Below are 25,173 nucleotides of genomic sequence, written 5' to 3' on the forward strand. Positions count from 1 at the left end.
GAAAAAAGAGGATTCTGTATGGATAAAAAAGGACAGAAACGACAGGGATATCTTTCCTGGGATGAGTATTTTATGGGGGTTGCCATGCTTTCCGGCATGCGTTCCAAAGATCCTCATTCACAGGTTGGTGCCTGTATCGTAAGTGAAGATAACAAGATCCTGTCAATGGGGTACAATGGATTTCCAAAGGGATGTTCCGATGATGAGTTTCCCTGGGGAAGAGAAGGAGATCCGCTGGATACCAAATATCTTTATGTGACACACAGTGAGCTCAATGCTATCCTGAATTACCGGGGAGGAAGTCTGGAAGGTGCCAAGCTTTATGTGTCCCTGTTTCCCTGCAACGAATGCGCCAAGGCTATTATCCAGGCAGGGATCAGGACTATTGTATATGACTGTGATAAATATGCAGATACTCCGTCTGTGATCGCATCCAAAAAAATGCTGGATGCAGCCGGAGTCCGGTATTATAAATATAACCGGACAGACCGTGAGATCACCATTAAAGTATAAAAGAGAACAAAAATAAGAGAAAAACAGCAGCCTGGCTCCTGATCCATCATAGCATCAGGGCTTCAGCTGCTGTTTTTTATGAATGGTTAAGAAGGTGTTTCGGAATGAAGATCTTCCGGTGTGGATAAGGCTGTGTGAGAGATCTTCTGTGGAAAACTTAAGCAGACTTTGAAAAGGTCACCGTCCAGATAAAGTTTAAAGGTGCCACCTTGAAGCTGCGTAAGGCTCTGTGCGATGGATAATCCAAGTCCGCTGCCTTCTGTATTTCTGGCAACATCGCCGCGGATGAAACGTTCGGTCAGTTCTTCAGCCGGAATGTTCAGAGGCTGTGCGGAAATATTTTTCAGGGTAAAGATGACTTGATCTTTTTCCAGAAGAACTTCCGCATAGACCCTTGTGTTCTCCATGGCATATTTCAGAATATTGCCGAAAAGATTTTCAAGGATACGCCACATCCGTCTGCCATCGGCATAGATCATGGCAGGAGAATCAGGCAGATGTGTCATCAGGGTCAGATGTCTGTTTTCCATCCGTTCTTCAAATTCGCCCATCACCTGGTAAAGCATTTCCACAAAGTTCAGATCCGCCATTTCCAGGGAGAGATTTCCAGCACTGGCTTTGGAAGCTTCGACTACATCTTCGGTCAGACTTTTCAGACGATGTGCCTTTGAGTTCAGGATCTCAAGATATTTCAGTGCCTCCGTATCTTTGAGGTTCAGTCTTTTCAGCAGATCAATGTAATTGATGATGGAAGTCAGCGGCGTTTTCAGATCATGGGAGACATTGGTGATCAATTCGGTTTTCATACGCTCATCTTTGAGGCTTTTTTCCACGGCAGCGTCCAGCCCGTCACCAATGCGGTTGATATACTGTGCCATTGCTTTCTGATCACCACGGAGTTCCTTTTCCGGGATCTTGTAAGTGAGTTCTCCATCGGTGATCCGTTTCAGACCATCAAGGATGAGTTCCCGTCCAAGAGCAATTTTGTAGACGCAGAAAAGCGCACCCAGATCCAGAAGAAATAGAAGCAAAAACATCAGGAACCATCCATCAGATGCCGCGAGCAGGGCACTGAAGAAAAATTCAAGGAATAGAAATACGCCAAGTCCCACTACCATACGTATTCTGCTGATGGTATTCCTGGAGAAAAAATCGATCAACTTACCGGCTTTACAAAGACACAGACGGGGAAGCTTCAGGCATTTGCGAAGCAGGCTGTTTTTCCACAGGGTGCGAGCTTTGATCCTGCGGATCAGGCTTAAATAGCCGATCCAGAACAGGCACGTGATCAGGAAAATCGTGATACCCAGGATGATCAGGGAGGAGACAAGGTTATAGGTGGAAGCTTGCATGCTCAGTCCTGCGGTCAATACACCAAGTGCCGGGATACACACGAGTCCTGCTGCTGCTTCCGTATAGATCCTGTCAAAAAAGTTCAGTTCTGGCTGAGCCGTGTCTGTATTACCGCTATCGGAATTTCTTCTTCCGGTGTGGACAGTAAGCCAGATAAAATCTATGATAAAGAGCAGAAAACTGATCACGGTGATCACAGCAGCCGGGATAAATAAAGTACGGTAAGTCAGGAAATTCTGTCTGTCAGTTTTAATGGAATCCTGTACAGGAAGGCTGGTATCATCGATCCAGGCAAGAAAACTGCAGTTTTCATCGTATGTGGAGTTTCGAAGGAGATCGATCCAGTTTCCTACAGAAGGGTTTGCAGCAGCGGAAAGGTTCAGGTTCATAAGACCATTCCGGGCATTTTTTTCATCTGTGGCAGCTTCGTTGACACTTAGGAACACGTAAGGCTTTTTGTCTGAAAAACCGGAAATATCAGTCAGGTCGGAAGTATAGGCTGCATCTGTATTTGTGAAGATTTTCTGTGAGGTGTTATCCGTATAGGCATAATGGATATTGGAATTATCACTGCTGTACTCATCCAGTGTCTGAGCAGCGTCTGTCCAGCCGGAAAAAAGATCCCGGGCATTATCCAGCTGCTCAAAGGCATCGGCCAGGTTCCCTTTGAAATTCCTGGTTTTGGATGAGGTGGAATTCATGTAATCCAGGAGACTGCCGTAACCTTCCGGTGCACAGGGGATTTCAAGGATTGGAGTGAGCATATCTGCCACATCTGTGTAAACTACGTTTCCGTTTTTGTCTGTGATGTTTTTCAGAGGTTCCTGTGACTGGATGCCGCCGTCTGCATATTCGGCGCTCAGAGAGGAAAGAATCCGCTCAGTCCAGTCTTTCTGGGAAATTCCCTCGTATTTCAGGGCACCGGAGTTGGCATTTAGCTGCAGGGTTCCGTCTTCCAGAGCTTTTTTGAAATCAGAATAGTACATATATTTTGTTTCACCCTCCGGGGTGGTAAGGCCCAGGACGATCCAGTTATCATTGGAATGGATCGTCTGTGAACTCCATTCCTTAAGATCATTGAAGGAATAAGCCAGTCCGGAGGTGTTTTTGAAGGAGAGAGAATCTCCGTTATAAAGCTCTCCGAGATCAATGTATGCATCTTCGCTTGTTTTATCCAGGATTTCCCTGGCTGAGATCCCGGACAGGATTGTGGAAATTTTTGAGTAAAAGCTGTCAGCAAAAGCAGAAGTCTGGAAATAATCCTTTGTTTTAAGATCTTCTGCAGAGTCTATCCGGATACCTGCCTGGATCACCAGTGCCGCTGAAAAGACCATGATCACAGGCAGGATAAGAGCAAGGACAAGAGCAGGAATGCGCATAAATGAACGTTTTTTTCCCGTATGTTTATTTTTATTCATAATACCCCTTTCTGAAGTACAGATACTTCATGGCCGGCTGGCTCACCGGCTCAGTTTTTCGATTTTATAACCCAGGCCCCAGACAACTTTCAGATAGCGGGGATCCCTGGGATTGATCTCAATCTTTTCGCGAATGTGACGGACGTGGACGGCTACAGTGTTATCCGCGGCCAGAGCATCTTCATTCCAGATGCTCTCGTAGATCTGCGTGGTGGAAAAAACACGTCCGGGATTTTTCATGAGAAGAAGCAGGATATTATATTCGATGGGCGTCATCCGTACCGCTTCTCCATCTACCAGCACCTCTTTTTTGTCATCGTTTACCGTAAGACCTCCGGTTGTGTAGATGTGTTCCGATGATGCCGGTGCAGCGGAGCCAAGCTGTGTGTACCGGCGCAGCTGGGATTTTACCCTGGCGATCAGCTCCAGAGGATTGAAGGGTTTGGTGATATAGTCATCTGCACCGATGTTAAGTCCAAGGATTTTGTCCGTGTCTTCAGATTTTGCGGACAGGATGATGATGGGCAGAGGATTGCTTTCCCGGATCCTGACTGTTGCCCGGATTCCGTCGAGACGGGGCATCATCACATCGATGATCAGCAGATCTACAGTTTCGCTGTTCAGGATATCCAGCGCTTCCTGTCCGTCATAGGCTTTCAGAATGCAATAGCCTTCCTGTGTAAGATAGATTTCGATAGCTTCCACGATGTCTTTGTCGTCATCGCAAACAAGTATGTTAGCCACTTTTTTGTACCTCCCTGATGTTGTTAGAATAGCAGTCGGAAATTAAGACGAAAGGGGTAAATTCTTAAGATTTCATGAAATCCATTGTACTATATTAAGGATATAGTGTAAACAGAGAAAGACTTGTTGGCAGCAGACGTGATGTGCTAAACTAGTAGAGAAAATAACGATAATGGAAGAAAGATCAGGAGAAAAGTGAAAGTGGAGAATGAAAATAAAATCAGCAGTATGGCAGGGAGCGCACACTGTACGGAAGAAATTATGTCAGCTTGTGCTCTTTGTCCAAGAGAATGCCTGGCAGACCGGGGTGCAGGGAAAAAAGGCTTCTGTGGCATGGATGAGAGAATTTATCTGGCAAGGGCTGCACTTCACATGTGGGAGGAACCCTGTATCTCCGGAACAAAAGGTTCCGGGGCAGTGTTCTTTTCCGGGTGCGGACTGCGCTGCTGTTTCTGCCAGAATCATGATATTGCCATCGGGAGCAGGGGACGGGCTGTAAGTGTGGAACGGCTTGGAGAGATTTTTCTGGAACTGAAGGAAAAAGGAGCTGCAAACATCAATCTGGTAACAGGTGCACACTATGTACCACAGATCATAGAGGCACTGGATATGGCCCGAAGGAATGGTCTGGATATTCCGGTGGTGTATAATTCCAGTGGGTATGAAAAAACAGAAACCCTGAAGCTTCTGGAAGGATATGTGGACATTTATCTTCCGGATCTGAAATATCTGGATCCGGAGCTTGCACAGAAATTTTCTTATGCGCCGGATTATGTGCAGGCTGCAAAGGCTGCAATCGGAGAGATGGTGCGTCAGACCGGGAAATGTGAGTTTGGAGAGGATGGATACATCCGGAAGGGAACCATTGTCCGGCATCTGATCCTGCCGGGACATACAGGAAATTCCATAAAAGCTCTGAGGTATCTTCATGAAACCTATGGGGAGGATATTTATATCAGTATTATGAATCAGTATACGCCGGTGAGAAAATTTGTGGAATTTAAGGAATTAAACCGGAAAGTTACAAAAAGAGAGTATGAAAAAGTTCTGGATGCTGCTGTGGATATGGGGATTCAGAATGGATTTATCCAGGAAGGAGAAACTGCTTCAGAAAGCTTTATTCCTGATTTCGATTATGAGGGAGTGGAAAAAAATACTCCGTAAATGGAAGGAGGCCGGTACTTTCGTACCGGCGCGTATGAAAAAGAAAAATATTATAGAAAGTTCATCACCTTCTATGACCTATAATATACAGCAAAAATGTGAAGAAAGTGTGTCTAACATTTGAAATAAATGTGAAAAGAACAATTTATGCCACGAATATAGCAAAATATGACGAATATATACATGAATAAATGAGAGACGGAATGTTAACCGAACCAGGGAAAGCCTCTGCTTCAATTGCGAAAAGCAATAAGCAGCAGGCAGGAGCGTGCCTGTATCAGGAGAAAAAAATCGGAGAAGCTGATGATAACATATCAGTTCTCCGATTTTTATTTTATCAGAATTTCTTCCAGGTTTCACGAAGAAAAAGGATCAGGATCGGAAATAGCTCCAGTCGGCCGGCCAGCATATCGAAAGAAAGGACCAGCTTGGACAGCGGAGAAAAGATCCCGAAGTTTCCGGTAGGACCGATCAGGGAAAGACCGGGACCCACATTGTTTAAAGTGGTGACTACGGCTGTGAAATTTGTTACAAGATCAAATTCATCAAAACTGATGATAAAGATAGATGCAGCCACGATCATCAGATAAACGATCATATAAATATTGGTGGCACGCATAACTTCGTGAGACACCGCTTTTCCGTCCATTTTGATCTTTTTTACTGCATTGGGATGCAGATAAAGATGCAGTTCCTTGCGGACGGATTTTGCAAGAAGCAGAAGACGGGAAATCTTGATTCCGCCGCCTGTACTGCCGGCACAGGCACCACAGAAGGTAAGCAGTACCAGAATCGTTCTGGATACTGCAGGCCACTGGTTAAAATCCGTAGTGGCATAACCGGTGGTGGTGATAATAGAACCAACCTGGAAAAATGCCTGTTGAAGTGCTTCCCACACATTGTCAAACAGATGTCGGACATTGAATGTGATCATCAGGGCAGAAGCGATGATCACAAAGAAGTAGCAGCGGACCTCTTCAGATTTCAATGCCTGAGAAAACTTCCTGGTGAGAAGAAGAAAATAGACATTGAAGTTAACGCCAAACAGAATCATAAAGATAGTGATGACGATCTGAATATATAAGCTGTAACTTCCCATACTGTCGGATTTGATTCCGAACCCACCGGTTCCGGCAGTTCCAAATGCTGCACAGAGACTGTCGTAAAGAGGCATCCCCCCAAGAAGCAGGAGGATGATTAGTGCAACAGTGAGTGCAATGTAGATCTTGTACAGGATCTTGGCAGTTGACTGGACTTTTGGAAGAAGCTTTCCTACGGAAGGACCGGGGCTTTCTGCCTTCATAAGGTTCATATGATAGCCACCTGCCAGGGGCAGCAGTGTCAGGATAAATACCAGAACCCCCATACCGCCGATCCAGTGGGAAAAGCATCTCCAGATATTGATGCTGTAAGGCATCTGTGATGGATCGGAGAGAATACTGGAACCGGTTGTAGTGAAACCGGAAACAATCTCAAAAAAAGCATCAATGGGATTCGGGATAGCCCCGCTGAGCACAAACGGCACAGCACCGACAATACTGAGGACAATCCAGCTTAAAGCAGTAGTCACAAGGCCTTCACGGGCGTAAAACGCTTTCTTGGACGGTTTGCGGCTGACCAGTGGAACACCGATCGCCAGGCATGCCAGAATTGTGATCACAAAGGCGATTCCGGCTTTTTCACGGTAGATAAGGGCTGTGATACTGGGAACCAACATGCAGACTGCTTCCACGTTCATGATCCATCCCAGGATATAAACAATAATTGAATAATTCATTTTTCAGTACCTCTATTTTGCAAGTATGTCTGTGATGTCACGGAGGCCTTTGTGAGTGGTTACAATGATGACCGTGTCGCCTACCTGAATGGTATCCTGACCACGGGGAATGCGGATGCGGCCGTTGCGGTTCAGGCATCCCACCAGAAGATTCTTGCGGAGATTCAGCTCTGCAAGAGGGATATAAGTTACGGCAGATTCCTCACGGATCGCAAATTCCAGTGCTTCTGCATTGCCATCCAGAATATGATAAAGGGTTTCTACGTTGCTGCCGATGCTGTTCTGAGTGGCACGGACATACTGCAGGATATAATCAGCAGTGATATTTTTCGGGTAGATGACACTTCCGATATCCAGGGAGTCGATGACATCATCAAATTCCAGACGGTTGACCTTGGCAACCAGCTTGGCATCGGAGATGCTTTTGGCAAAGAGAGCAAGAAATACATTCTCCTCATCCAGATTTGTCAGAGTGACAAAGGATTCGGACTCGGAAAGTCCTTCTTCGAGAAGAAGAGAACGGTTCGTTCCGTCACCATTGATGATAGTCGCATCTGGAAGCAGTTCGCTTAAGTGCTCACAGCGGTTTTTGTTCTGCTCGATGATCTTGACACTGATCTTCATATCCAGAAGTGCATGGGCAAGATAATAGGAAATGGTTCCGCCACCTACGATGATACAGTTTTTGACCTGATTGGTCTTAAGACCGATCTTACGGAAAAATGCCGCTGCATTAAGCGGAGAGGCCAGAATGGAAACCATATCTCCGTCGTGTATAATGTGATCACCACCAGGAATGGATACATTGTCACGGCTCTCGATCGCGCAGACCAGAATATCACTTCGGAAAGCATCTGAGATCTGGGAAACGCTCATTCCGTCCAGCTTGAATTCCGGGAGAACTTTAAACTTGAGAAGTTCTACACGACCACGTGCAAAGGTGTCGATCTTGATCGCAGATGGAAAACGGAGAAGCCGTGAAATTTCCTGGGCAGCGGCAAACTCCGGGTTAATGATCATGGTAACACCAAGACGTTCTTTGATGAATCCGATTTCTTTTTCATAAATGGGGTTACGGACGCGGGCGATGGTCTGACAGTGGTTGGCCTTCTGCGCGATCAGACAGCAGAGAAGGTTCAGCTCGTCAGAAGCGGTAACTGCGATCAGGATATCTGCAGTATCAACACCTGCCTCCATTAAAGTATTGATGCTGGCACCATTACCGACGATTCCCATGGCGTCGATATTTTCGCAGAGATCATTGATCTTGTCGGCAATAACGTCGACAAGAGTGATATCAATATCCTCTGCCTGAAGCTGCTCTGCAAGATTTCTACCGACTTTTCCGCAGCCTACAATAATTACCTGCATAATTTCCTCCTTCAATAGCCGGTCAGGGCTACAAATCATAAGTAAAAGCGCCCATCCGTGTAAAGATAGGCAAGGATATTATAGCACTGTATATCTGATTTTTAAACAGTAATATTTTCCTGTATATATAGAAAAAATGGCAGAAAGACAGATATATGTGAAGGAAAGTGAACATTCCCGTTTTCACAAGTTTAAAAAACGGTCATAAAATATAGCGTGATCATGAATGAAAGGATTTCGATTATGGACCGATTTCAGATGAATCGTTCGGGCTGCCGGCCATATCAGTATACCTGTGGGATGAATAGCGGGATGGCAGGCCGGACGGATCAATCATTTTCTGATATGGCAAAACAGGTTCCTGCAATGGCGTATGTGCCATATCAGGAATTTGCGCCTACCTTTGAACTGAAAAAAGCTCTTCAGGTCGGAACTATCTTCCCAGAGCTTTGCAAGCCGTTCTGCGGCAGGAGAGGAGGGTGCCGATGATGTCCGGAAATTGTACTTCCAAAAAAGAACTGCTGCAGTTTATTGACCAGGTAAGCTTTGCCATTGACGATCTTCTCCTTTTTCTGGATACGCATCCAAAAGAAAAAAGGGCTCTTGAATATTACAGTGAGCTTTCAGCCAGAAGAAATGAGCTTCTGGAAAAATATGCAAAGTTTTATGGACCGCTGACCATTGATACCGGAAACGACAGCAATCTTAAGTCATGGCAGTGGATGGAACAGCCGTTTCCATGGGAACAGGAAGGAGGGTGCAGATAAGGTATGTGGAATTATGAAAAAAGACTCCAGTATCCTGTAAATATCAAGACGCCCAATGCAAAGCTGGCACAGTTTATATCCAGCCAGTATGGCGGACCGGACGGAGAAATAGGAGCTTCCATGCGGTATCTTTCCCAGCGTTTTACCGCACCGAACCGGATGGTCGCGGCTGTGCTCAATGATGTGGGAACAGAAGAACTGGCACATTTGGAAATCGTGTCCACCATTGTCCATCAGCTGACAAAGGATCTCTCGATGGAAGAAATTGAGAACAGCGGACTTGGGCCGTATTATATTGATCACACGGTGGGAATCTGGCCGCAGGCAGCAGGTGGAGTGCCGTTTAATGCCTGCGAATTCCAGAGTAAGGGTGATCCGATCACGGATCTGTTTGAAGATCTGGCAGCAGAACAGAAGGCACGCTCCACCTACGATAATATCCTCCGGGTGGTGAAAAACATCCCGGAAGTTGCAGATCCCATACGTTTCCTTCGGGCAAGAGAGGTGGTTCATTTCCAGCGTTTCGGTGAAGCATTGCGTTCTGTGCAGGAGCAGCTGGATGCTAAAAATTTCTATGCCTTTAACCCGAGCTTTGATGCTCCGTGCAAAGCCTCCTGTGAAGAATGATGGATCAGAGAAAAACATCTGTCTGACAGAAATCATATCTGAAATAAAAAGAGCTGCACAGCCGACAGGGATCCTGCGGCTGTGCAGCTTTGAATTTGTTTTTTTGGAAAAAAATATTTGTAACCTGCATTTATTGTTATGCGTCTTTTTTATCGTTTTTATGCAGATTCTTCTGTGCTGTGGAAAGCATAAGCTTGATCCTGTTCAGCTGATTTACTTCGCTGGCACCTGGATCGTAGTCGATGGCAACAATGTTGGCTTCCGGATGCTCACGGCGAACTTCCTTGATGACACCTTTTCCTACGATGTGGTTCGGCAGGCATCCAAAAGGCTGGATGCAGACGATGTTCGGGACACCGCCGTGGATGAGCTCCATCATCTCTCCGGTCAGAAACCATCCTTCACCGGTCTGATTTCCGGCAGAAACGATGGGCGCAGCCATTTTTGCAAGATCACGGATATCTGCGGCCGGTGTAAAGTGGCGGCTCTGCTCCAGGGCTTCATTTGCTGTTTTTCTCAGCCAGTCGATGGCTCTGAGACCAAGATTTGCGATGGTTGCCTTGGATTTCTTGAATCCAAGCTTTTCAACCTTGAAATTCTGGTTGTAGAAGCAGTAGCAGATAAAGTCGATAAGATCCGGAACAACCGGTTCAGCCCCTTCTGCCTCCAGAAGATCTGCCAGGTGGTTGTTGGCAGCAGGCAGGAACTTGACAAGGATCTCACCTACGATACCAACGCGAGGCTTTTTCTCATCGGAAATCGGAATCGTATCAAAATCATGGACCATCTCACGGCACATTTTTTTGAAGGTACCATGGCTGACGCTGCTGCCTGTTACGAAGGCAATGACGCGCTGCTCCCAGATCTTGTGCTTGCGGTTTACGATACCTTTTTCCAGTTCGTAAGGACGCATGCGATATACGCATTTCATCAGGATATCACCAAATACGGCACCGTAAACGATACGCTTGATCAGCGGCAGTGTCAGCTTAAAGCCAGGGTTGCTCTCCAGTCCGCTTAAGTTGAGGGAGATAACCGGAATCTGCTCCATGCCGGCTTTTTTCAAGGCACGGCGGATGAATGCGATATAGTTGGAGGCACGGCAGCCGCCGCCTGTCTGAGACATGATGACTGCAGTTTTGTTCAGGTCATATTTGCCGGAAAGAAGGGCATCCATGATCTGTCCCACAACCATCAGGGATGGATAGCAGGCATCGTTGTTTACATATTTAAGGCCCACATCAACAGCATGTTTGTTGTCGTTGGGGAGGACTTCCAGGTTATAGCCGGATGCCTTAAAAGCAGCCTCAAAGATTCCGAAGTGGAATGGAGACATCTGCGGGCAGAGAATGGTGTACTCCTTACGCATCTGCTTGGTAAAGGATATCTTCTCAATGGAAGCCGGCTTGATGTTCCTTTTTTTATTCTGCGCCTGTTTTGCACGGATAGCGGCGATCAGGGAACGGATACGGATCCTTGCCGCACCCAGGTTGTTGACCTCATCGATCTTCAGGCAGGTGTAGATCTTGTCACTTCCATCCAGAATCTCATAAACCTCATCGGTGGTAACGGCATCAAGTCCGCATCCGAAGGAATTCAGCTGGATCAGATCCAGATCCTCTCTTGTTTTTACAAAATTTGCGGCAGAGTAGAGACGGGAGTGATACATCCACTGGTCGTTGACACGGATGGGACGCTCCAGATGTCCAAGGTGTGCAACAGAGTCTTCGGTAAATACGGCGATTCCGTAGCTGTTGATCATATCCGGGATACCGTGGTGGATTTCCGGGTCAATATGGTATGGACGGCCTGCAAGAACGATTCCGCGGCGGCCGGTTTCTTTCAGGTACTGCAGGGTTTCCTCACCCTTTTTCTGGATATCCATATGTACGGCCGTAAGTTCTTCCCAGGCCTTGTGGGCAGCGGCTTTGACCTCGGCGGCAGGAATATCCTGGAATTCTTCCACAAGGCGGTTTGTCAGGATATCCTCGGAAGTAAATGCCAGGAACGGGTTGCGGAAGGTGATGGACGGATCACTGAGTTCGTCCACATTGTTCTTGATGTTTTCCGCATAGGAAGTAACGATCGGGCAGTTATAATGGTTGACCGCATCCGGGAACTCGTTGCGTTCGTAAGGGATGCATGGGTAGAAGATAAACTTCACACCATTACGGATCAGCCATGTGACATGTCCGTGAGCAAGCTTGGCCGGGTAGCATTCGGATTCACTTGGGATGGACTCAATACCCAGCTCATAGATCTTACGTGTGGAAGTGGGAGAAAGCACCACCTGGTATTTCAGCTCTGTAAAGAAGGTATACCAGAACGGGTAATTTTCAAACATGTTCAGAACACGGGGGATACCAACCTGTCCACGGGTAGCCTTATCTGCGGAAAGAGGTTCATAGGAAAAGAGCCTCTTATATTTGTAATCGAAAAGGTTCGGGATATGATCCTTGTTCTTTTCTTTTCCAAGTCCGCGCTCACAGCGGTTTCCGCTGATGTATTTACGGCCGCCGGAGAATTTGTTGATGGTCAGACGGCAGTTGTTGGTACATCCACGGCAGTTTGCCATGGATGTAGTGTACTGGAGACTGTTGATCTGATCAATGGAAAGCATGGAGGTTTTTTCGCCCTCCTGATAGCGCTCTCTTGCGATCAGAGCAGCACCGAAGGCACCCATGATTCCGGCGATATCCGGGCGGATGGCCTGGCAGTTGGCAATCTTCTCAAAGCTGCGGAGAACTGCGTCATTATAGAAGGTACCACCCTGTACAACGATATGCTTGCCAAGCTCGGAAGCATCGGAAACCTTGATAACCTTGTAGAGGGCATTTTTGATAACGGAGTAGGCAAGACCGGCGGAGATATCGGAAACCTCAGCGCCTTCCTTCTGGGCCTGCTTAACTTTGGAATTCATAAATACAGTACAGCGCGTTCCGAGATCAATAGGATGTTTTGCAAAAAGAGCTGCTTTTGCAAAGTCCTGTACTGTGTAGTTCAGAGATTTTGCAAAGGTTTCGATAAAAGAACCGCAGCCTGAGGAACATGCTTCGTTGAGCTGTACACTGTCAACAGTCTGGTTACGGATCTTGATACATTTCATATCCTGACCGCCGATATCCAGGATGCAGTCTACTTCAGGATCAAAGAAGGCAGCTGCGTAATAATGGGAAACTGTTTCGACTTCACCTTCGTCAAGAAGAAGTGCCGCTTTGATCAGGGCTTCGCCGTAACCGGTGGAGCAGGAAAAAGCAATTTCTGCATCTTCCGGGAGAAGGCTGTAAATTTCCTTGATGGAGCTGATGGTGGTTTTCAGCGGGTTTCCGTTGTTACTGCTGTAGAAGGAATAAAGAAGAGTTCCGTCTTCGCTTACCAGCGCGGTTTTTGTTGTGGTAGAGCCGGCATCGATTCCCAGGAAGCATTTGCCCTTATAGGTGGAAAGCTCTCCGGTTTTTACCCTGTAGGCACTCTGACGGTCATGGAAAGCCTGGTAGTCGTCCTCTGTGGCAAAAAGCGGCTCCATACGTTCTACTTCAAAATCCAGCTTGATGGTGGTCCGCATGCGTTCCTTCAGTTCAGTCAGGGAAACGGTAACATCCTGCTTTGCATTCAGGGCGGAGCCGATGGCTGCGAACAGATGAGAGTTGTCCGGTGCGATAATATGTTCATCATCCAGCTTCAGGGTTCGGATAAAAGCGGTCTTCAGCTCAGAAAGGAAGTGAAGTGGACCGCCAAGGAAAGCAACGTGTCCGCGGATCGGTTTACCGCAGGCAAGACCGGAAATGGTCTGGTTGACAACTGCCTGGAAAATGGAGGCAGAAAGGTCTTCCTTGGTTGCGCCGTCGTTGATCAGCGGCTGGATATCTGTTTTTGCGAAAACACCGCAGCGTGCCGCAATGGGATAAAGTGCCTTGTAATGTTTGGCGTATTCATTAAGACCTGGTGCATCGGTCTGGAGAAGAGATGCCATCTGGTCAATGAAGGAACCGGTACCGCCGGCACAGATGCCATTCATACGCTGCTCTACATTTCCGTTTTCGAAATAGATGATCTTGGCATCCTCGCCTCCAAGCTCGATAGCAACATCAGTCTTTGGTGCCAGCTTCTGCAGGGAAGTGGATACGGCGATAACCTCCTGTACAAAGGGTACTTCCAGATGATTGGCAAGTGTCAGTCCGCCGGAACCTGTAATGACCGGACAGAGTGTCAGTTCACCAAGCTGATCCTCAGCTTTCTGAAGAAGATCTGCAAGGGTTTCCTGGATATTTGCAAAATGTCTCTCATAGTCGGAGAAGATAAGCGTATCGTTTTCGTCTAAGATCGCAATCTTAACAGTGGTGGAACCAATGTCAATTCCAAGTGTGTGTTTCTTCATAAAAAATTGATTTCCTCCTCGTTGTATCTATACAGGGGTTTCCCGACTCTGACATTTCTGTCAGATGGGAGTTGTTTCTTCTTATTATAAAGGATTTTTAAGCGAATATTCTATATTATACGATATCGTTTAAAAAATGGCAATGTAAAAGTTTAACAATCAGTAGCCGTAAAGAAAAAAATGTGTTATGATATTGACTAAAAGTTTTGAAAGATATTTGCATCGGCAGCTGGTTATGGCTGTACCTGTAACGCAGATGCTGGGCAGAGACAACTTTAAAATGTTTTTAGAAGGGAAATGAAATGGCAGAATATAAACTGATCACAACAGAAGGAAGAGCGAAAAGGGGCGAGTTTAAGACGGTCCACGGAACGATCCAGACTCCTGTTTTTATGAATGTAGGAACAATTGCAGCAATTAAAGGCGCAGTTTCCACTGTGGATCTTCATGAGATCGGTACACAGGTAGAGCTGTCCAATACCTATCATCTTCATGTGCGCCCTGGTGACAAGGTGGTAAAGCAGCTGGGAGGTCTTCATGAATTTATGAACTGGGACAGACCGATCCTTACCGATTCCGGCGGATTCCAGGTGTTTTCTCTGGCGAAGCTTCGTAAGATCAAGGAAGAGGGCGTGTACTTTAACTCTCATATCGATGGTCATAAGATTTTTATGGGACCGGAGCAGAGCATGCAGATCCAGTCAAATCTGGCCTCTACCATTGCAATGGCCTTTGATGAGTGCCCAAGCAGTGTGGCAGACAGGGATTATGTACAGAGATCGGTAGCGCGTACAACACGCTGGCTTAAAAGATGCAAGGATGAGATGGCTCGTCTGAACAGTCTGCCGGATACCATTAACAAGAACCAGCTTCTTTTTGGTATTAACCAGGGGGCTGTTTATGAAGATATCCGTATTGAGCATGCCCAGGCTATCGCGGAGATGGATCTGGACGGCTATGCAGTTGGCGGCCTTGCAGTTGGTGAAAGTCATGAGGAGATGTACCGGATCCTGGATGAGGTGGTTCCGCATTTGCCACAGAACAAGCCGACGTATCTTATGGGGGTTGGTACCCCGGCCAATATCCTGGAGGGGGTTGAGCGTGGTATTGACTTTTTTGACTGTGTATATCCCAGCCGTAACGGCCGTCATGGTCACGTGTATACCAATCATGGCAAGATGAATCTTTTTAATGCAAAGTATGAGCTGGATTCCAAACCGATCGATGAGGAGTGCCAGTGCCCGACCTGCCGTCATTACAGCAGAGCGTATATCCGTCATCTTCTGAAGGCGAAGGAGATGCTTGGTATGAGGCTTTGTGTTCTGCATAATCTGTATTTCTATAATCATATGATGGAAGAAATCCGGGATGCGCTGGATGCAGGGAATTTTGCGGCTTATAAGAAGATGCGTCTGGAAGGCTTTGAGGAAGGCAGGATCAACGGGAACCGGTAAGTTTTATTTATAAAATTTGTGTAAATTACTTTGATTTTATAAGAAAACCCTTGAAGGTTTTTTGGTTTTTGTGTATGATAGTACGAAGTGACACTTTTAGAGGTCAGTAACGGCGGGGGTACCGCAGATTATTTGTTTTTAGCAGGAGGAATTTGAAATGATCGCATCATCTACAGCGGCAGCTGGCGGACTTAGCGCGGGTCTTGGTATTGTCTGGATCGTAGTTCTGTTTGGAATTATGTATTTTATGATGATCCGTCCGCAGAAGAAGGAGCAGAAGAGAACTCAGACTATGTTGAACAGCATGGAGGTTGGTGACAGTGTTGTTACTACCAGTGGTTTTTATGGTGTTGTTATTGATATGACTGAGGAAGATGTTATTGTTGAGTTTGGTAATAATAAGAATTGCCGTATTCCTATGAGGAAGCAGGCGATTGCTGAGGTTGAGAAGGCTGATCAGGCTTCTGCCTGATGCTTTTTTCGCAATAACGGGAATATGTGAAAGGCACTGCGTTTTTTTGTGACGTGGTGTCTTTTTTGTATGTGTATGGACGGATGAAGGTACGCCGGGGAAGGGGATGCTGGCTGGTCTGCGGCTTCGTCGGGGGCTGGCTTCTAGGACGCCGGAAATCTGCTAAAAGCGTTTTTAAAAAGTCCGAACTCGCGGCCTGCTGCCGCTCAGACAGCGGACTTTTGAAAAACAACGCAGATTCCCGCCGTCCAAGAATCAGCTCCCCTCCTGCAGAAGCAGAGCCATCCAGCATCCCCTTCCCCGGCTGGTGCTTCCGGTGAGAAAGGAGTGTCGTTTGACGGTAGGTTGTGGGTCGTCAGCGCTGCGCTGGACGACTGCAGTGGATGAGTTTGGGTTTGGGTGATGGGACGGCTGAGGCGCTGCGCTGTCAGCCTGGGATTGTGGATGTGCCTGGGATTGTGGATGTGCCTGGGATTGTGGATGTGCCTGGGATTGTGGATGTGCCTGGGATTGCGGATGTGCCTAGAATTGCGGATGTGATGGGAATATGACAATTGTAATATTGTATAGAAATAAGTGGATTTTTGGTAAAATTCGTGTAATAATGATGTTACTATCAGAAATGAGAGTGACGATAGCTTTGGAATATCGTAAAATCGTAAATAAGAATGAATTTTCAGAAAGGGGTTGGAGTTATGGGTCTTATCAGAGCGGCTGTGGGTGCAGCGGGTGGTACGTTGGCGGATCAGTGGAAGGAGTTTTTTTACTGTGAGGCTATGGATAAAGAAGTGATGGTTGTGAAGGGGACGAAGAGGTCTTCTTCCAGGTCTTCCAATAAGCATGGGAGTGATAATATTATTTCCAGCGGCAGCGGGATCGCTGTGGCGGATGGACAGTGTATGATGATCGTGGAGCAGGGGAAGGTTGTTGAGGTTTGCGCGGATCCGGGAGAGTATACGTATGATGCTTCTACGGAGCCGAGTATTTTTTCAGGCAGTCTGGGTGACGGAATCAGGAAGACCTTTGATACGATCGGGAAGAGGTTTGCTTTTGGCGGTGATACGGGTAAGGATCAGAGGGTGTATTATTTTAATACCAAAGAGCTTGTGGATAACAAGTTTGGTACTGCTAATCCGATCCCGTTCCGGGTTGTGGATTCCAGGATCGGGCTGGATGTGGATGTGGCTGTGAGATGTCATGGTGTTTATTCCTACAGGATCGCAGATCCCCTTCTTTTTTATACAAATGTGTGTGGGAATGTGGAGCGGGAGTATACCAGGGAGGAGCTGGACGGACAGCTGAAGGCGGAGTTTATCAGTGCGCTGCAGCCTGCTTTCGGAAGGCTTTCGGAGCTGGAGATGCGTCCGAATCAGATCGTGACTCATAATACGGAGCTGGAGAATGCCATGAATGAGGTACTTTCTGCCAAGTGGGAGGAGCTTCGTGGGCTTAAGGTGGTCAGTGTGGCGCTTGGTTCTGTGACATTGCCGGATGAGGATGCCGAGATGATCAAGCAGGCTCAGCGTACGGCTATGATGCGTGATCCTGCTATGGCTGCGGCTACTTTGACCGGGGCCCAGGCGGATGCTATGAAGGCTGCGGCTTCTAATTCAGCAGGAGCTATGACTGGCTTTATGGGCATGGGGATGGCTGCTAATGCAGGTGGCCTGAATGCTCAGCAGTTGTTTGAGATGGGCCAGAAGCAGCAGACGCAGCAGCAGAGCGTACAGCAGCAGGCAACGCAGCCGGTTTCGCCGGCAGGGAACGGAGCAGGGGCTGCGGCTGGTTCCTGGATCTGCAGCTGTGGTGCGGTTTCTTCGGGAAAATTCTGTCCGGAGTGTGGTGCATCGCGTCCGGTGGAGGACAGCTGGACCTGTTCCTGCGGTACGGTGAATAAAGGAAAGTTCTGTATGAACTGCGGAGCGAAGAAGCCGGAGAAGAAGATGCAGTATCGCTGCAGCAGGTGCGGATGGAAACCGGAAGATCCGGAGAATCCGCCGAAATTCTGCCCGGAATGCGGTGATCCGTTCGGACCGGAGGATGCAGTATAAATCGGAAAGAGAGATGGTCAGGAGCAAAATGCAGGATAACTCCTGCCGTTTGTTGGATACAGAATGATGAAGTGAGGTGAATATATGGCGAAGATGCAGGAGTTTAAGTGTCCGTGCTGTGGTGGCTCCATAGAGTTTGACAGTTCTGTGCAGAAGATGAAGTGTCCGTTTTGTGATACGGAGTTTGATGTTGGCACGTTATCGGAATATGCCCAGACTGTGGAGGAAGAGCAGCCTGAGGATATGAGCTGGTCGGATGAGGCTGGCAGTGAGTGGCAGGACGGGGAGAGTGAGGGTCTGCGTACCTATGTGTGCAAGTCCTGTGGCGGCGAGATCGTGGGAGATGCCAATACGGCAGCAACGGCCTGCCCGTTTTGCGGAAGTCCGGTGGTAATGACCGGGCAGCTGTCCGGTGCACTGAAGCCTGATTATGTGATCCCGTTTAAGCTGGACAAGAAAGCGGCAAAGGAGAAACTGAAAAAGCATCTTACCGGTAAGCGGCTTCTGCCGAAAGCGTTTAAGTCAGAGAATCATATCAGCGAGGTTAAGGGTATCTATGTTCCGTTCTGGCTGTATGACACAGACGCAGACGCAGATATCCGTTATCGTGCAACAAAAACCCGGTTCTGGAGCGATAGTGATTATGATTATACGGAGACCAGCTATTATGCAGTGCACAGAAGTGGTTCTCTTGGTTTTGATCATGTACCGGTGGATGGCTCTGCAAGCATGGAAAATGATCTGATGGAGTCTATAGAGCCTTTTGATTTCAAAGAAGCGGTGGATTTTCAGACTGCGTATCTGGCCGGATATTTTGCAGATAAATATGATGTGACAGCGAGTGAGTGTGAGGAACGTGCCAATGAGCGTATCCGCCGCAGCACAGAGGCTGCATTCCGGGATACGGTGAGAGGATACGCCAGTGTGGTACCGGAGAATACCAGTATCCGGCTTCATAACGGGACAACGAAATATGCGTTATATCCCGTATGGATCCTGCAGACGAAGTGGAAGGGCAATAATTACATATTTGCCATGAATGGTCAGACAGGGAAATTTGTGGGAAATCTGCCTACAGACAAGAACGCTTTTGCACGATGGTTCCTGGGAACAACGGGGGTCGTGGGTGTGATCGCTTATATTATCCTGTATCTGATCTGGGTTTTGTAGGGAGGTGGATGCCATGAAAAAAAGAATATCCGTATTTTTGATATCAATCCTTTTGTGTCTGGCATGCGCTTTTCCGGTATGGGCAGGCACCGTAAGCCGTCTGGATGACCAGGCGGGACTTCTGGATGCAGAGCAGAAGGAGAGCCTGAGCAGTACTCTGGATGAGATCAGTGAGCGGGAACAGGTAGATGTTGTGATCGTTACCGTTAACAGTCTTGAGGGAAAAACAGCCCAGGCGTATGCTGAGGATTATTTTATTGACCGTGGATATGGACAGGGGGAAAATGGTGACGGTATTTTATTCCTGTTGGACATGGGAGACCGTAACTGGGCTATTGCAACACACGGATATGCTATAGAAGTGTTTACTGATGCCGGACAGTCCTACATCATGGATCAGGTGAAGCCTTATTTAAGTGACGGTGATTATAACGAAGCGTTTCATAAGTTTGCCACTGAATGCGACGATTTTATCACACAGGCAAATGAGGCAGAGCCATACGATGTGGAAAATCTTCCGAAGGAGCCTTTTGATGTGGGGGTAAATCTGCTGATCGCTCTTGCAGTGGGGCTTGTAGCAGGATTACTGGTGACCGGAAATATGAGAAGAAAGCTGAAAACTGTGCGAAAACAGGATCGGGCGGCTTCTTATGTGCGGCAGGGCAGTATGGAGGTGACCAGAAGTAATGATTTTTACCTCTACAGTACAGTATCAAAATCCGCAAAACCGAAAAATGAGGATAGTAACGGTGGTTCCAGCACCCATACATCATCTTCCGGTGATACCTTCGGTGGTTCCAGCGGGAAATTCTGAGAAGATTAACAGAAAAAATAGAATATGATAAAAAAGAAAGACTGCTGTACCGGAAAGGCGCGCCCCCATAAGGAAGTAATTTGATTGTCGCAGGACGGCATGGCTGAAAGGTCATGCCGTTCAGCTTGCTTGGCCGGACGGCGCTTGTTCTCCCGCAATTCTTGTACCCGCACAAAGACTTGTTCATCAATAATGGCAGGCTGTGTATTGGGGAAAATCCGCTGGTTTTCCGGGACGTTATACAGTCGCTTTTTCAGTTTGTGGGACTTGGAATAGGTCTTGAAGTTCACCGTGCAACCGGTGTACTCTGGCCGTTCCAAGATCCCCGCCACAGATTTCGGGTCCCAGTGATATGGTTTTTCAGGCAGCGGTTTTCCGGCACGCTGGGCATAATGTGCCTTGACAGTCAGGATGTGTTCGGCAGTCAGCAACTTGGCAATCTGCATGGGGCCTTTTCCCGCAATGCACAGGTCAAAAATACGCTTGACGATCTCGGCAGCTTCCTCGTCCACAATCCACTTCTTTTTGTCCGCTGGGTCTTTCATATACCCGTAGGGCGGGTTGGTGCAGAGGTGTTCCCCAGCGTTTCCTTTGGCACGCATGACGGTACGGATTTTCTTGCTGGTATCACGCGCGTAGAAATCGTTGAACAGATTGCGAAAAGGGGTAAAATCGTTGTCCCCCTTGTCGCTGTCCACACCGTCATTGATGGCGATATATCGAATATCACGTTCCGCAAAGAAACTCTCGGTATAGTAGCCCACTTTCAGGTAATCCCGTCCCATGCGGGACATATCTTTGACAATAACGGTCTGGACTTTCCCCGCTTCTGCAAGGCGTATCATCTCATTCCAACCGGGTCTATCGAAAGTTACACCGGAAACGCCGTCATCAATGAAAAATGTGGGATTGGAAAAATGATTGTCCGTTGCGTATTTGAGCAGGATTTTCTTCTGATTGGCAATGCTGTTGCTCTCGCCGTCCAGCGCATCCTCTTGGGACAGGCGGGCGTATAAAGCGGTGATGTTGTCGGGATAGTTTGTGTTTGCTGTCATGGTTCATTCCTCCTGTAATGAACGCCCGACAAACAGGTTGCTGTCCTTATTATACCGTGCTTTGTGGTCTTTGTCAGCATCTGTGATGGTTTCCGAGCGGATGAGCCGCACCATTTTGTCATAGAGCGCTTCCGTTCCGCCGCAGGAAGTTTCGATTTCAAAGACCGTCCCGCCGATCTTGTAGCAGATAGTTTCTTGCAGCGGATTTCCTCTTTTCGGGAGATAATCGTTCTCTTGTACTTTTGGCTTCTGTTCCATTCCATTCCCGTCCTTTCCGGGAAAGCCACAACAGAGCAAGCATAGGGAGTGTAGCCACACTCCCACAAAATCTCCGTTTCCGGCCTGCTGCCGGAGCGGAGATTTTTGCCTGTTGGGAACTTCCCAAACCCTTGTTTTTTTGCTTCGCCAATATAACGCTGGAAAGGACGGAATCTGCCCGCAAAATGAAAACTTTTAATTTTACATTCCGTTTCTTGTATCGTTCTTTTGTAAGAACTATAATACTATTATCGGAGGTGCAGACATGGATTACATAACAGTCAAAGAGGCAAGCGAAAAATGGGGCGTGACACCTCGTAGGGTAAATTATTATTGTGCCGGTGGGCGTATCTCCGGCGCTGTGAAGATGGCCGGTGTTTGGCTGCTCCCTAAAACTGCGGAGAAGCCGCTTGATAGTCGGACAAAACAAGGGAGAGAACTGTGCCATGAATAAAATTTTGATTATAGATGATGACAGAGAACTGTGCGCTTTGATTAAACGCAGTGTGCTATCAGAAAATATTGAAGCTGATTTTTGTAATACCGGAAAAGAGGGCTTGCAGAAATTAAAAGAGCAGGAGTATCAGCTTGTAGTGCTGGATGTGATGATGCCCGGTATGGATGGATTTGAAACGCTGGAAGAAATCCGTAAAGAGAACAGCCTGCCGATTTTGATGTTTACATCCAAAAATGACAGCATTTCTAAAGTGCGAGGCTTACGGGCCGGGGCGGACGATTATCTGACAAAACCGTTTGATATGGACGAACTGATTGCCCGTATTGCGTCCCTCATTCGCCGCTACACCCGTTTTAATCATCAAGCCGGAGCTGTGCAAAAACTGGATTTTGATGGATTGCAAATTGACCTTGAAAACCGTTCTGTTACGACGGAAAACGGCACTTTTGAACTTCCACCAAAGGAATTTGATCTGCTCCTGTACTGTGCAAAGCATCAAGGAAAAATTTTGACCAAACAGCAGATTTATGAGGAAGTTTGGGGCGAAGAATATTTCTATGACGACAGTAACATTATGGCGATTATCAGTCGGCTTCGTAAAAAATTAGAAGTCAATCCTTCAAGCCCAAAATATATACAAACGGTCAAAGGGATTGGCTACCGGTTTAATAAGGAGGTGTAGCCAGCATGGAAATCATCGTTTTCTTGTCCATTGTGATTGCTGTTTTGGCTGTGCTGACCTCCATCGTTCTCGTTCGACGCGTAAAAAACCAAATAGCAGAAATGACCGATGTGCTGGTTGATGTGAAAAACGGAAATGGCAACCGGCGTATTCTGTCTGCAACAAATGAACTGACAGCACCTCTTGCCTATGAAATCAATGAGATCGTTGTGGCCTATGAAAGCAGACTTTCAACTGTACGGCAGACAGAAGAAACCAACCGCCAGCTTATGACGAGCCTTTCCCATGACGTGCGAACGCCCCTTACTACTCTGCTTGGGTATCTTGACGCTGCACACAAAGGACTGGTCACAGGAAAAGACCGGGATGATTATATTGAAACCGCCCGACGGAAAGCCCATGATCTGAAAGAATATATTGATGTGCTCTTTGACTGGTTCAAGTTAAATTCTAACGAGTTTGCTTTAGAAATCCAGAGCGTTGAGGCCGCAGAGCTGACAAGAAATATCCTGATTGACTGGATACCGATTTTTGAGGATAAACAGGTTGATTATGACATTGATATTCCTGAACAGCCTGTCCGGGTAAGATTGGATATGGATAGCTATATGAGGATCATCAATAACCTTATTCAAAATGTAATCGCTCACAGCCATGCGGACAAAATCAAAATTTCCCTATCGAAGAAGGAAAATAACATGGAGCTGCTGCTGGCGGATAATGGAGTGGGAATTGAGAAAGAAGATTTGAAACACATATTTGAACGGCTTTATAAGTGTGATAAAGGACGCTCTGAAAAAGGCAGCGGACTTGGTCTTTCTATTGTCCATCAGCTTGTAGAAAAGATGGGTGGAAGTATAACAGTTGAAAGTTTGCCGGGAAAAGGAACTGAATTTATGTTGCTTTTTCCTTTGGAGAGTTAAGCGGGTTCCCGTCTTTATGGCGGGAACCTTTGTCATTTTGCCGGATTTCAAATTGCAAGGTTAATGCAAGGTTGCGGCAAGGTTAATGCAAGGTTGGCGTGATAGAATACCCTTACAGAACAGGAGGTTTTGAATATGGATACAAATTACATCATTGAAACAAAAAATCTGACGAAGCAATACGGCTCACAAAAGAGTGTGGCTGACCTAAATATCCATGTGAAGCGTGGGAGAATTTATGGTCTGTTGGGCAGAAACGGAGCCGGAAAAACCACAACCATGAAAATGCTGTTGGGCTTAACGAAGCCGACTTCCGGGGAGGTCAAAATCTGGGGGAAATCTTTGCAGGGGAATGAAAAGAAATTGTTGCCCCGTATCGGCAGCCTAATTGAGTCCCCTGGTTTTTATCCCAATCTGACCGGTACGGAGAACCTGCGTATCTTTGCTACCCTACGGGGCGTACCAAACAATCATGCCATCAAAGACGCTCTGGATCTGGTAGGACTGCCCTACAAAGATAAAAAGCTCTTTTCTCAGTATTCTCTTGGTATGAAGCAGCGGCTTGCCATCGCCCTTGCCGTGATGCACGATCCGGAACTTTTGATTTTGGATGAGCCGATCAACGGTCTTGATCCCATCGGTATTGCGGAGGTACGCTCCTTTATTCGGGAGCTTTGCGACGCAAGAGGAAAAACGATTCTGATTTCCAGTCACATTCTTTCGGAGATTTCCTTGCTGGCTGACGATATTGGAATTATCGACCACGGCGCATTACTGGAAGAAGAAAGCCTTGCCGCGTTGGAGCAAAAAAGCAGTAAGCAGATTCGTTTTACGCTCTCTGATACTGCACAGGCGGCAAGGATTTTGGAACGCAATTTCCATGAAAACCATTTTTCTATACAGGACGACCACAATCTGCGCCTGCACAACCTTGATCTGCCTGTTGGGAAAATTGTAACTGCCTTTGTGGAAAACGGATTGGAGGTATCAGAGGCACACACCTGTGAAGAAAGCCTTGAAGATTACTTCAAGCGTGTGACAGGGGGCGAAGGAATTGCTTAAACTAATCAAATGCGAATTTTTGAAATTGAAACGGAAGAAATTTATCCCGCTGATTATTCTGGCTGCGTTCCTGTTTCCAATCCCGCTGACTTATCTGATGACAACGCCCTCTATGATGGAGCAATATACGGATCGGGCAGATGCTTTCGATGGACTATTTAACATGGTGTTGGGATATGGTATCCAGTTTTTACTGCCCTGCATTATCGGAGTGATTGCCGCTATTCTGTTTTTTATGGAACGCGACAACGATACATTCAAAAATCTGCGTACAATTCCCGTAACCAGCACGCAAATGGTACTTGCAAAGATTATTGTCCTTTTTATCTTTGGAATTGTTTTTTGCGTGGCTTCTACCATTGCAACAATTCTTTGCGGATTTGGAACATTAGAAGTTTATGGAATTGGTTATAAGCTGTTTTTGGCGGTTGAAACGGGGATCTTCATTACGGCAGGAACACTCCCGTTGATTGTCCTTGTTGTCTTTTTCAGTAAGACCTATGTTTTTTCCATTTTGCTGTGTGTCTTTTACAGCGTTCTGAACATGAGTGCTACGGCATTGTTTGACACACTGCCTAAAACTATGTTATGGCTTCTGCCCACGCCACTGACTACATTTTGGAGTGCGGGAGATATGGCGGCTCATGGAATAAAAATGGACTT

23 protein-coding genes are annotated in these 25,173 nt (G+C 46.9%); 16 read left to right on the plus strand and 7 right to left on the minus strand.

Annotated features, from left to right (window positions below):
* The first annotated feature begins 18 nt into the window (after positions 1-18).
* Complete coding sequence (locus DWX61_RS15220) at positions 19-513, plus strand: deoxycytidylate deaminase (protein WP_015527165.1); 495 nt, start codon at positions 19-21, stop codon at positions 511-513.
* Positions 514-599: 86 nt separating this feature from the next.
* On the opposite strand, the gene DWX61_RS15225 is transcribed toward DWX61_RS15220, so the two are convergent.
* Positions 600-3,284 (minus strand): sensor histidine kinase, encoded by a 2,685-nt coding sequence (locus tag DWX61_RS15225; protein WP_118626167.1) that lies wholly within the window; start codon positions 3,282-3,284, stop codon positions 600-602.
* A 42-nt stretch (positions 3,285-3,326) separates the two neighbouring features.
* Positions 3,327-4,028, minus strand: coding sequence for a response regulator transcription factor (locus DWX61_RS15230; protein ID WP_110103207.1), 702 nt, complete (start codon positions 4,026-4,028; stop codon positions 3,327-3,329).
* Between the two features lie 201 nt (positions 4,029-4,229).
* Here DWX61_RS15230 and DWX61_RS15235 point away from each other — a divergent pair, with 201 nt between their 5' ends.
* The gene (locus DWX61_RS15235; protein WP_330409239.1) at positions 4,230-5,192 is read left to right on the plus strand and encodes a radical SAM protein; all 963 of its coding nucleotides are present in this window, start codon (positions 4,230-4,232) and stop codon (positions 5,190-5,192) included.
* A gap of 337 nt (positions 5,193-5,529) precedes the next feature.
* Here DWX61_RS15235 and DWX61_RS15240 read toward each other — a convergent pair whose 3' ends face one another.
* Both DWX61_RS15240 and trkA read right to left on the minus strand, forming a co-directional pair.
* The gene (locus DWX61_RS15240) at positions 5,530-6,969 is read right to left on the minus strand and encodes a TrkH family potassium uptake protein (RefSeq protein ID WP_118626169.1); all 1,440 of its coding nucleotides are present in this window, start codon (positions 6,967-6,969) and stop codon (positions 5,530-5,532) included.
* Between the two features lie 12 nt (positions 6,970-6,981).
* Positions 6,982-8,340, minus strand: a complete 1,359-nt coding sequence (gene trkA, locus DWX61_RS15245; protein ID WP_118626171.1) for a Trk system potassium transporter TrkA — start codon at positions 8,338-8,340, stop codon at positions 6,982-6,984.
* A gap of 243 nt (positions 8,341-8,583) precedes the next feature.
* Between trkA and DWX61_RS15250 the strand changes: the two genes are divergently transcribed.
* Genes DWX61_RS15250 through DWX61_RS15260 form a run of 3 tightly spaced genes read left to right on the plus strand, consistent with a single transcriptional unit; the run spans position 8,584 to position 9,734 of the window.
* The gene (locus DWX61_RS15250) at positions 8,584-8,829 is read left to right on the plus strand and encodes a spore coat associated protein CotJA (protein WP_110103204.1); all 246 of its coding nucleotides are present in this window, start codon (positions 8,584-8,586) and stop codon (positions 8,827-8,829) included.
* Positions 8,826-9,107, plus strand: a complete 282-nt coding sequence (locus DWX61_RS15255) for a spore coat protein CotJB (protein ID WP_022426053.1) — start codon at positions 8,826-8,828, stop codon at positions 9,105-9,107. The genes DWX61_RS15250 and DWX61_RS15255 overlap by 4 nt, the downstream gene beginning before the upstream one ends.
* Positions 9,108-9,110: 3 nt before the next feature.
* A complete protein-coding gene (locus DWX61_RS15260; protein ID WP_015527157.1) occupies positions 9,111-9,734 on the plus strand; it encodes a manganese catalase family protein in 624 nt (207 codons plus the stop codon).
* Positions 9,735-9,870: 136 nt separating this feature from the next.
* Here the strand turns inward: DWX61_RS15260 and DWX61_RS15265 are convergent, their stop codons facing one another.
* The gene (locus DWX61_RS15265; RefSeq protein ID WP_118626173.1) at positions 9,871-14,112 is read right to left on the minus strand and encodes a 2-hydroxyacyl-CoA dehydratase; all 4,242 of its coding nucleotides are present in this window, start codon (positions 14,110-14,112) and stop codon (positions 9,871-9,873) included.
* Positions 14,113-14,414: 302 nt separating this feature from the next.
* On the opposite strand from DWX61_RS15265, the gene tgt reads away from it, so the two are divergent.
* From tgt to DWX61_RS15300, 6 genes are all read left to right on the plus strand, one after another.
* Entirely contained in the window at positions 14,415-15,566 is a 1,152-nt protein-coding gene (gene tgt, locus DWX61_RS15270; protein ID WP_110103202.1) for a tRNA guanosine(34) transglycosylase Tgt, read from the plus strand.
* 157 nt (positions 15,567-15,723) lie between these two features.
* Positions 15,724-16,038 (plus strand): preprotein translocase subunit YajC, encoded by a 315-nt coding sequence (gene yajC, locus DWX61_RS15275; protein ID WP_015527154.1) that lies wholly within the window; start codon positions 15,724-15,726, stop codon positions 16,036-16,038.
* Between the two features lie 395 nt (positions 16,039-16,433).
* Positions 16,434-16,589: a hypothetical protein gene (locus tag DWX61_RS19005; protein WP_207664994.1), complete on the plus strand. Its 156-nt coding sequence runs from the start codon at positions 16,434-16,436 to the stop codon at positions 16,587-16,589.
* A gap of 144 nt (positions 16,590-16,733) precedes the next feature.
* Positions 16,734-18,089, plus strand: a complete 1,356-nt coding sequence (locus DWX61_RS15290; protein WP_118626175.1) for an SPFH domain-containing protein — start codon at positions 16,734-16,736, stop codon at positions 18,087-18,089.
* Between the two features lie 84 nt (positions 18,090-18,173).
* A complete protein-coding gene (locus DWX61_RS15295) occupies positions 18,174-19,259 on the plus strand; it encodes a TFIIB-type zinc ribbon-containing protein (protein WP_118626177.1) in 1,086 nt (361 codons plus the stop codon).
* A gap of 13 nt (positions 19,260-19,272) precedes the next feature.
* Positions 19,273-20,073: a TPM domain-containing protein gene (locus DWX61_RS15300; RefSeq protein ID WP_118514325.1), complete on the plus strand. Its 801-nt coding sequence runs from the start codon at positions 19,273-19,275 to the stop codon at positions 20,071-20,073.
* Positions 20,074-20,078: 5 nt separating this feature from the next.
* Here DWX61_RS15300 and DWX61_RS15305 read toward each other — a convergent pair whose 3' ends face one another.
* Both DWX61_RS15305 and DWX61_RS15310 read right to left on the minus strand, forming a co-directional pair.
* Positions 20,079-21,128 (minus strand): recombinase family protein, encoded by a 1,050-nt coding sequence (locus DWX61_RS15305; protein ID WP_330590868.1) that lies wholly within the window; start codon positions 21,126-21,128, stop codon positions 20,079-20,081.
* Positions 21,129-21,131: 3 nt separating this feature from the next.
* Positions 21,132-21,386, minus strand: a complete 255-nt coding sequence (locus DWX61_RS15310; RefSeq protein ID WP_055179750.1) for a hypothetical protein — start codon at positions 21,384-21,386, stop codon at positions 21,132-21,134.
* Between the two features lie 265 nt (positions 21,387-21,651).
* On the opposite strand from DWX61_RS15310, the gene DWX61_RS15315 reads away from it, so the two are divergent.
* From DWX61_RS15315 to DWX61_RS15335, 5 genes are all read left to right on the plus strand, one after another.
* Positions 21,652-21,840 (plus strand): helix-turn-helix domain-containing protein, encoded by a 189-nt coding sequence (locus DWX61_RS15315; protein ID WP_118514327.1) that lies wholly within the window; start codon positions 21,652-21,654, stop codon positions 21,838-21,840.
* Positions 21,833-22,525, plus strand: a complete 693-nt coding sequence (locus tag DWX61_RS15320; protein ID WP_055179764.1) for a response regulator transcription factor — start codon at positions 21,833-21,835, stop codon at positions 22,523-22,525. The genes DWX61_RS15315 and DWX61_RS15320 overlap by 8 nt, the downstream gene beginning before the upstream one ends.
* A gap of 5 nt (positions 22,526-22,530) precedes the next feature.
* Positions 22,531-23,448 carry a sensor histidine kinase gene (locus tag DWX61_RS15325; protein ID WP_118514329.1) on the plus strand — a complete coding sequence of 306 codons (918 nt, stop codon included), beginning with the start codon at positions 22,531-22,533 and terminating at the stop codon, positions 23,446-23,448.
* Positions 23,449-23,583: 135 nt separating this feature from the next.
* Complete coding sequence (locus DWX61_RS15330; RefSeq protein ID WP_118514331.1) at positions 23,584-24,510, plus strand: ABC transporter ATP-binding protein; 927 nt, start codon at positions 23,584-23,586, stop codon at positions 24,508-24,510.
* Positions 24,503-25,173: ABC transporter permease (locus tag DWX61_RS15335; RefSeq protein ID WP_147419633.1), on the plus strand; the 671-nt coding region annotated here is incomplete at its 3' end. The genes DWX61_RS15330 and DWX61_RS15335, both read left to right, overlap by 8 nt.

Source organism: Ruminococcus sp. AF20-12LB, assembly GCF_003478985.1.
Taxonomy (GTDB): Bacteria; Bacillota; Clostridia; order Lachnospirales; family Lachnospiraceae; genus Blautia_A.

Excerpts from the sequence above, each read along its gene's own strand:
- DWX61_RS15220 (WP_015527165.1), top strand. The coding sequence starts at position 19 with ATGGATAAAAAAGGACAGAAACGACAGGGATATCTTTCCTGGGATGAG.
- DWX61_RS15225 (WP_118626167.1), bottom strand. The coding sequence starts at position 3,284 with ATGAATAAAAATAAACATACGGGAAAAAAACGTTCATTTATGCGCATT.
- DWX61_RS15240 (WP_118626169.1), bottom strand. The coding sequence starts at position 6,969 with ATGAATTATTCAATTATTGTTTATATCCTGGGATGGATCATGAACGTG.
- trkA (WP_118626171.1), bottom strand. The coding sequence starts at position 8,340 with ATGCAGGTAATTATTGTAGGCTGCGGAAAAGTCGGTAGAAATCTTGCA.
- DWX61_RS15250 (WP_110103204.1), top strand. The coding sequence starts at position 8,584 with ATGGACCGATTTCAGATGAATCGTTCGGGCTGCCGGCCATATCAGTAT.
- DWX61_RS15255 (WP_022426053.1), top strand. The coding sequence starts at position 8,826 with ATGATGTCCGGAAATTGTACTTCCAAAAAAGAACTGCTGCAGTTTATT.
- DWX61_RS15260 (WP_015527157.1), top strand. The coding sequence starts at position 9,111 with ATGTGGAATTATGAAAAAAGACTCCAGTATCCTGTAAATATCAAGACG.
- DWX61_RS15265 (WP_118626173.1), bottom strand. The coding sequence starts at position 14,112 with ATGAAGAAACACACACTTGGAATTGACATTGGTTCCACCACTGTTAAG.
- tgt (WP_110103202.1), top strand. The coding sequence starts at position 14,415 with ATGGCAGAATATAAACTGATCACAACAGAAGGAAGAGCGAAAAGGGGC.
- yajC (WP_015527154.1), top strand. The coding sequence starts at position 15,724 with ATGATCGCATCATCTACAGCGGCAGCTGGCGGACTTAGCGCGGGTCTT.
- DWX61_RS15290 (WP_118626175.1), top strand. The coding sequence starts at position 16,734 with ATGGGTCTTATCAGAGCGGCTGTGGGTGCAGCGGGTGGTACGTTGGCG.
- DWX61_RS15295 (WP_118626177.1), top strand. The coding sequence starts at position 18,174 with ATGGCGAAGATGCAGGAGTTTAAGTGTCCGTGCTGTGGTGGCTCCATA.
- DWX61_RS15300 (WP_118514325.1), top strand. The coding sequence starts at position 19,273 with ATGAAAAAAAGAATATCCGTATTTTTGATATCAATCCTTTTGTGTCTG.
- DWX61_RS15305 (WP_330590868.1), bottom strand. The coding sequence starts at position 21,128 with ATGACAGCAAACACAAACTATCCCGACAACATCACCGCTTTATACGCC.
- DWX61_RS15310 (WP_055179750.1), bottom strand. The coding sequence starts at position 21,386 with ATGGAACAGAAGCCAAAAGTACAAGAGAACGATTATCTCCCGAAAAGA.
- DWX61_RS15315 (WP_118514327.1), top strand. The coding sequence starts at position 21,652 with ATGGATTACATAACAGTCAAAGAGGCAAGCGAAAAATGGGGCGTGACA.
- DWX61_RS15320 (WP_055179764.1), top strand. The coding sequence starts at position 21,833 with ATGAATAAAATTTTGATTATAGATGATGACAGAGAACTGTGCGCTTTG.
- DWX61_RS15325 (WP_118514329.1), top strand. The coding sequence starts at position 22,531 with ATGGAAATCATCGTTTTCTTGTCCATTGTGATTGCTGTTTTGGCTGTG.
- DWX61_RS15330 (WP_118514331.1), top strand. The coding sequence starts at position 23,584 with ATGGATACAAATTACATCATTGAAACAAAAAATCTGACGAAGCAATAC.